The sequence below is a fragment of the Aequorivita xiaoshiensis genome (assembly GCF_022008395.1).
Lineage (GTDB): Bacteria > Bacteroidota > Bacteroidia > Flavobacteriales > Flavobacteriaceae > Aequorivita > Aequorivita xiaoshiensis.
In genome coordinates this window covers 471,319-477,323 of record NZ_JAIRBB010000002.1, presented here as the reverse complement: position 1 = coordinate 477,323, position 6,005 = coordinate 471,319, and the positions used below count along the sequence as shown (strand labels likewise).

Sequence of the window (6,005 nt, the reverse complement as noted above, 5' to 3'; positions counted from 1 at the left end):
ATTTTCTTTCTTGAGGCCTCAAGAAAGAAAATTGATGACTATTTTTGATAATCTAAATTAATAAATAACGGTCAACACTAATCAGGGATATACAAAAAAATAAATTCCAAATTTCAAAAACGTAATTAGTAAAAGATTTGAGACATGAGATTTGAGACGCTAGACTGAAGTCTTGATTCTAGTTTCCAACTTCTAACTTCTAACTTCTAATGGTGAGTTGGTAATTGTTAGAGAGAACATAAGCTCCAAATTCCAAATTCCAAAACCGTAATCCATAATTTTTAATTCTGAATTAAAAGGAGTTATGAGAAGTTAGTCTAGATTCTAGCTTCTAGTTTCTAGTTTCTAACTTCTAACTTCCAAAATCCAACTTCTAGTTGCTAACTTCCCACTTCCCACTTCTAACTTCTAACTTGCAACTTCTAGTTTCTAACATCCCACTTCCCACTTCCCACTTCTAACATCTCACTTCTAACTTCTAACTTCTAATTTCTAATTCTGAATTAAAAAAGTCAACCCCCCGAGTTTCACGTCTTGTGAATCACGAGGGGTTAACAAACCAACCAAAAAACTATTTTTATCCTCTTCCTCTAGATCCTTTAGAAATAGATTCCCTTGAAGAACTTCTTCTTGAGGTTTTTGCTTTTGTTCTACTAGAAGCAGGTGCACTAGACCTTTTTACTGAAGTACTACGGCTTGTTGTGGTGCGCGTTGGTGCTTGAGATTTATTTCTAGTTACTGTTCTGTTCCTTTTATTTGATGAAACGTTTTTAGTTTGTGTTTTAGCAGTACTATTTCTATTCTGTGAAACTGTTGTAGCTCTGCGGGTACTACTTCTAGTACTCTTTACAGCTCTAGGAGTATTTCTTTGCTCCACGCTTCTCGTTCTAGTGTTGGAGCTTTTAACAGGTGTGTTGTTATTTGTACGAGTTAAAACACTTTTCTTGTTGCGATTACTGTTAGCATTTACACTACTTTTTCTAACATTTCTATCAGTTTTTACGGCACCTCTACTTGAAGTACTTACCTTTCTTGTAATGGTATTGCTTCTTGTGTTTGAACGTATAGCATTGTTTGATCTATCGTTGTTTCTAACCGAGTTTTTAACTCTAGTATTATTAGAAATCATAGTGTTTTCTCTACTTGGGTTGAAATCTTTATTAATAGACGCTCTTCCTCTTTTATCGTACACACGGCTTCCTGGACGATAAAAATCTCTACGCCCGTTCTGATAGGCTACTTTGTGTCTTTTTTTATAATACACTATATGCTCGTGGTAGCTATAGCGAATAGGATTGTAATATCTTCTATAAGGTCTGTCGTAAACTACACAGTGTGTATAGAGTGGTCTAGCATAATAATCATGCCACGGACGGTAAACGTAATATCTGTTATAAGGATTGATATATCCACTTACATGTGAAAAATGACCATAGTGATTATAAATTACGCGTAAGCCTCCCACACGTACTAAACGTCGGTTGTTGTAACGAATATCTACATTGCCTGCTTGAATAATACGTCCGTATTGGTCGTAGTAAATAGGTACATTTTCTACCTGAATTACCGCTCCATAATCGTCGTACTGAACATAAGCGTCATAATTATAACCTGAGTTGAAACTTATATTAACGTTTCGCGAGGTTATAGTTACATTAGAACCTTTTTGAGGTCCGATATAAACGAAATCGAATTGTCCATCTGGGAAGACAGAAAATTCTACATCGCCTTCTACGAAGATGTATGCGTTGCCGTCATAACTTCTTCTAATATTGTTTTCACTTTCTGGCGATGCTGCAGTAGCAGATAATCCCATAAAAAGTATGCTGAAGATAAGTGCTAAGTTTTTCATAAGGTTAAGATTTAAAGGTTTGTACTTTCTCTAAGTTCTTTGGTAGTTCGGTACGTTTTAGATTATTCAACGACCGTGCCAAAGTTTTAAAACGTTGATTATCAGAGGGGTTTAAGGAAAGACAAAGCGAAGAGAACAAAGAACAGAAAATAGAGAGAAGAGATTGGAAGGTGGTTTGTTTTCACTTCAGTTTATATTTCATTGATAAAAAAACCCGCTGAAATGTATAAACATTTGCAACGGGTTTTTAAAACTAACCAACCAAAAACTAAAAGTTTCTGGTAGATTAGTTTCAAATAGTATGCCAAATTAAAGTAATTATAGCTTCTCTTTTAAATATGCAGCTGTAAAAGATTTTTTGCTTTTTACAACCTCTTCTGGAGTGCCTTTAGCTACAATTTGTCCTCCATTTTCTCCTCCTTCAGGACCGAGGTCTATAATAAAATCGGCGCATTTAATAAGATCTTGATTGTGTTCTACCACAATTACTGTATGCCCTTTATCTAATAAAGCATAAAATGAAGCGAGTAGCTTTTTTATATCGTGGAAATGCAGCCCCGTGGTAGGTTCATCAAAGATAAATACAGTTTTTTCTTTTGAAGTTCCTTTTACTAGGAATGAAGCTAACTTAATACGTTGTGCTTCTCCTCCTGAAAGCGTAGAAGAGCTTTGTCCTAATTGTACGTAACCAAGTCCAACATCTTGTAGTGGCTGTAGTTTTGCAGCAATTTTTGACTGTGCATGTTTGCCAAAAAAGGCTACAGCATCATCAACCGTCATGCTTAAAACATCGTCTATATTTTTATCTTGAAATGTAACTTCTAAGACTTCTTTTTTAAAGCGCTTGCCGTTACAAGTATCACATACTAGATGTACATCGGCCATAAACTGCATTTCTACAGTTACTTCCCCTTCACCTTTACAGGTTTCACAACGTCCTCCATCTACATTAAAGGAGAAATGTTTTGGTTTAAAGCCGCGTATGTCCGATAATTTTTGTGAGGCGAATATATTTCGAATATCATCGTATGCCTTAATATAGGTAACAGGATTACTTCTACTAGAACGACCGATTGGGTTTTGATCTATAAACTCAATACTTTTTATGGTATTAAAATCTCCTGTGATTTCTGAAAACTGACCAGGTTTTTCACCATAACCACCAATTTCACGCAGTAGGGCAGGGTAGAGTATTTTTTTTACCAAGGTGCTTTTTCCACTTCCAGAAACACCAGTTACCGCTGTAAAGACATTGAGCGGAAAGGTAATATCGATGTTTTTTAAGTTGTTCTGTCTGGCCCCGGTAATAGAAATTTTATTTTTGGATGTTCGACGTTTCTTCGGAACTTCAATTTCCATCTCGCCATTCAGGTATTTTGCAGTTAGCGAGTCAGATTTTAGTATCTCTTTATAATTTCCTTGAGCCACCACTTCACCTCCAAACGTTCCTGCTTCCGGGCCGATGTCTATAATCTGATCGGCGGCTTTCATAATATCTTCATCGTGTTCTACAACAATCACCGTATTTCCTAAATCGCGTAAGGCCTTCAAAACTACAATAAGTCTTTCTGTATCTTTTGGATGTAGTCCGATGCTAGGTTCATCCAATATATACATAGACCCTACCAAGCTGCTCCCTAAGGATGTAGCGAGATTTATTCGTTGCGACTCTCCACCCGAAAGTGTATTCGATTTACGATTAAGGGTTAAGTAACCTAAACCAACATCTCTTAAAAAGCTAATGCGATTGTTTATTTCCAATAATAATCGCTTTCCTACCTTAGCATCGTATTCTGATAGTTCAAGGTTTTTAAAGAAGTTTGCAAGTTTATCAAGTGGTAGCTCAACTAATTCTTGAATTGAAGTATTGTTTATTTTTATGTAGCTAGCTTCAGGCCGAAGTCGTTTTCCTTGGCAAGTAGCACATTTCGTTTTTCCTCGGTAACGTGATAACATTACTCGATTTTGTATTTTATAACTCTTCGATTCTAAAAATGAAAAGAATGAGTTTAAGCCTTCAAAATGTTTATTCCCCTTCCAGACCAACTGTTTTTGTTTATCAGAAAGTTGAAACCAAGGTTTGTGGATAGGAAAATCGAATTTATAAGCGCTATTCACCAACTGGTCTCGATACCAGCTCATGCTTTCACCACGCCAAGGGAATATTGCATTTTCGTAAACAGAAAGAGCAGTATTAGGAATTACTAAATCTTCGTCTATCCCAATTACATCGCCATATCCCTCACAAACAGGACAAGCGCCATAAGGATTGTTAAAACTAAATAAATGAGCGTTAGGTTCCATAAAAGACATTCCATCTGCCTCAAAACGATTGTTGAACTCAGTAATTTTTTTGGAAGATAGTTCCTCAATATATAATTCACCTTTACCTTCAAAAAAGGCTATTTCAACTGCATCGGCTAGACGGTTGTAAAAATCTTCTTCATTTTTTGTAATAACGCGATCTACAACAACATCAATTTTCTTTGGAAAAGATTTTAACTCATCTATGCGGATCACTTCACCTTTAACCTTTACACGAGCATAACCTTGTTGGGCTAGGGCTTGAATTTTATTTTCCATTGTTCGTCCTTCTTCAAGATGAATAGGAGCAAGGAGCAATAGTTTTTCGCCTTCTGAAAAGGTTTTGATGAATTTAATTACATCGGAAGTGGTGTCTTTTTTTACTTCTCTTCCTGAAATTGGAGAAATTGTTTTCCCAATTCGCGTATAAAGTAATTTTAGGTAATCATAAATCTCGGTAGAAGTACCTACGGTAGATCTTGGGTTTGTTGAATTTACCTTTTGTTCAATGGCAATGGCAGGAGAAATACCTTTAATAGAATCTACTTTAGGTTTGTCTAGTCTTCCTAAAAACTGACGCGCATAACTCGAAAGGCTTTCCACATAGCGGCGTTGCCCTTCAGCGTAAAGCGTATCGAATGCCAAACTGGATTTTCCACTACCAGAAAGACCGGTGATTACCACCAATTTATTACGAGGTATAGCAACCGTTATATCTTTTAAATTGTGAAGCTTTGCCCCTTGAATAAGGATGTTGTTCTTAGTATCTACGGTATCTGTTTTCAATGTAATATCTTTCTTTTATATTTCCACCTGCTATCGGGATTGCAAAGATACTATATAGGTTTGAGCAACACACTTTTGCCGATATTATTATTTATTATAAAAAATTTTAAGCATTTTTTTGCTTTTGTGAAGCGAATGTTGTTATATTTACGCTTTACAACGTCTTAATTATAAATTATTGCCTATAGCTGACCTTTACTTTTAACAAATAAACATTTTATTAAACAACCAACTCATTGTTGTTTATTTATTTAGTAAGTATTGGTATGAAGCAACAAACGAACACCGACGCGTTTTTGGTAAGCGCTTATATTAAGGGTAATGAATCTGCACTTGGCGAATTAATAACACGCCACAAACAAAGAATTTACAGCTTTATTTATTCCAAAGTCTATGATAGAGATATATCTGAAGATATATTTCAGGACACTTTCATTAAGGTAATTAAAACATTAAAGAAAGGTGGATATAACGAAGAGGGAAAATTTCTGCCGTGGGTGATGCGAATAGCACATAACTTGGTAATAGACCATTTCAGAAAAAGCAATCGCATGCCTAAATTCGAGAATAATAATGATTTTAATATATTTTCTGTTTTAAGTGACAACGCCTTAAATGCTGAAAAACAAATTATTAAGGGGCAGGTAGAAGATGATGTTCGAAGATTGATTGAAGAACTTCCTGAAGATCAAAAAGAAGTTTTAATTATGCGAATGTATAAAGACATGAGCTTTAAGGAAATTAGTGAGCAAACGGGTGTTAGCATCAATACGGCCTTGGGTAGAATGCGTTATGCGCTTATAAATTTGAGGAAAGTAATTGATAAACATAATATTATATTAACCAATTGATACAATAATATGACTTTTGTTGCGTTATTTGGGAATAAACCACTAAACAACAAGAATCTATGCAAAAATTTTACTCCAAAATATCACGTGTGGACGACGTGAATAAAAATCTCGTTCCAAAAGAAGAAACCATAAAATTTCTTCTGGATTATTCGATGGCTTTAAGTGTTATAGATTACCAAAACAAGAAGTTTGAAGCACTTCTTAACTAA

General features: G+C 35.2%; 4 protein-coding genes. 2 read left to right on the top strand and 2 right to left on the bottom strand.

The window, feature by feature from the left end:
• Positions 1–577 precede the first annotated feature (577 nt).
• Both K8344_RS05395 and uvrA read right to left on the bottom strand, forming a co-directional pair.
• Positions 578–1,852: a hypothetical protein gene (locus tag K8344_RS05395; protein WP_237607518.1), complete on the bottom strand. Its 1,275-nt coding sequence runs from the start codon at positions 1,850–1,852 to the stop codon at positions 578–580.
• A gap of 318 nt (positions 1,853–2,170) precedes the next feature.
• Positions 2,171–4,942 (bottom strand): excinuclease ABC subunit UvrA, encoded by a 2,772-nt coding sequence (gene uvrA, locus K8344_RS05390; protein WP_237607515.1) that lies wholly within the window; start codon positions 4,940–4,942, stop codon positions 2,171–2,173.
• A gap of 266 nt (positions 4,943–5,208) precedes the next feature.
• Here uvrA and K8344_RS05385 point away from each other — a divergent pair, with 266 nt between their 5' ends.
• Positions 5,209–5,793 (top strand): RNA polymerase sigma factor, encoded by a 585-nt coding sequence (locus K8344_RS05385; RefSeq protein ID WP_237607506.1) that lies wholly within the window; start codon positions 5,209–5,211, stop codon positions 5,791–5,793.
• A 59-nt stretch (positions 5,794–5,852) separates the two neighbouring features.
• Positions 5,853–6,005, top strand: coding sequence for a hypothetical protein (locus tag K8344_RS05380; RefSeq protein ID WP_165148262.1), 153 nt, complete (start codon positions 5,853–5,855; stop codon positions 6,003–6,005).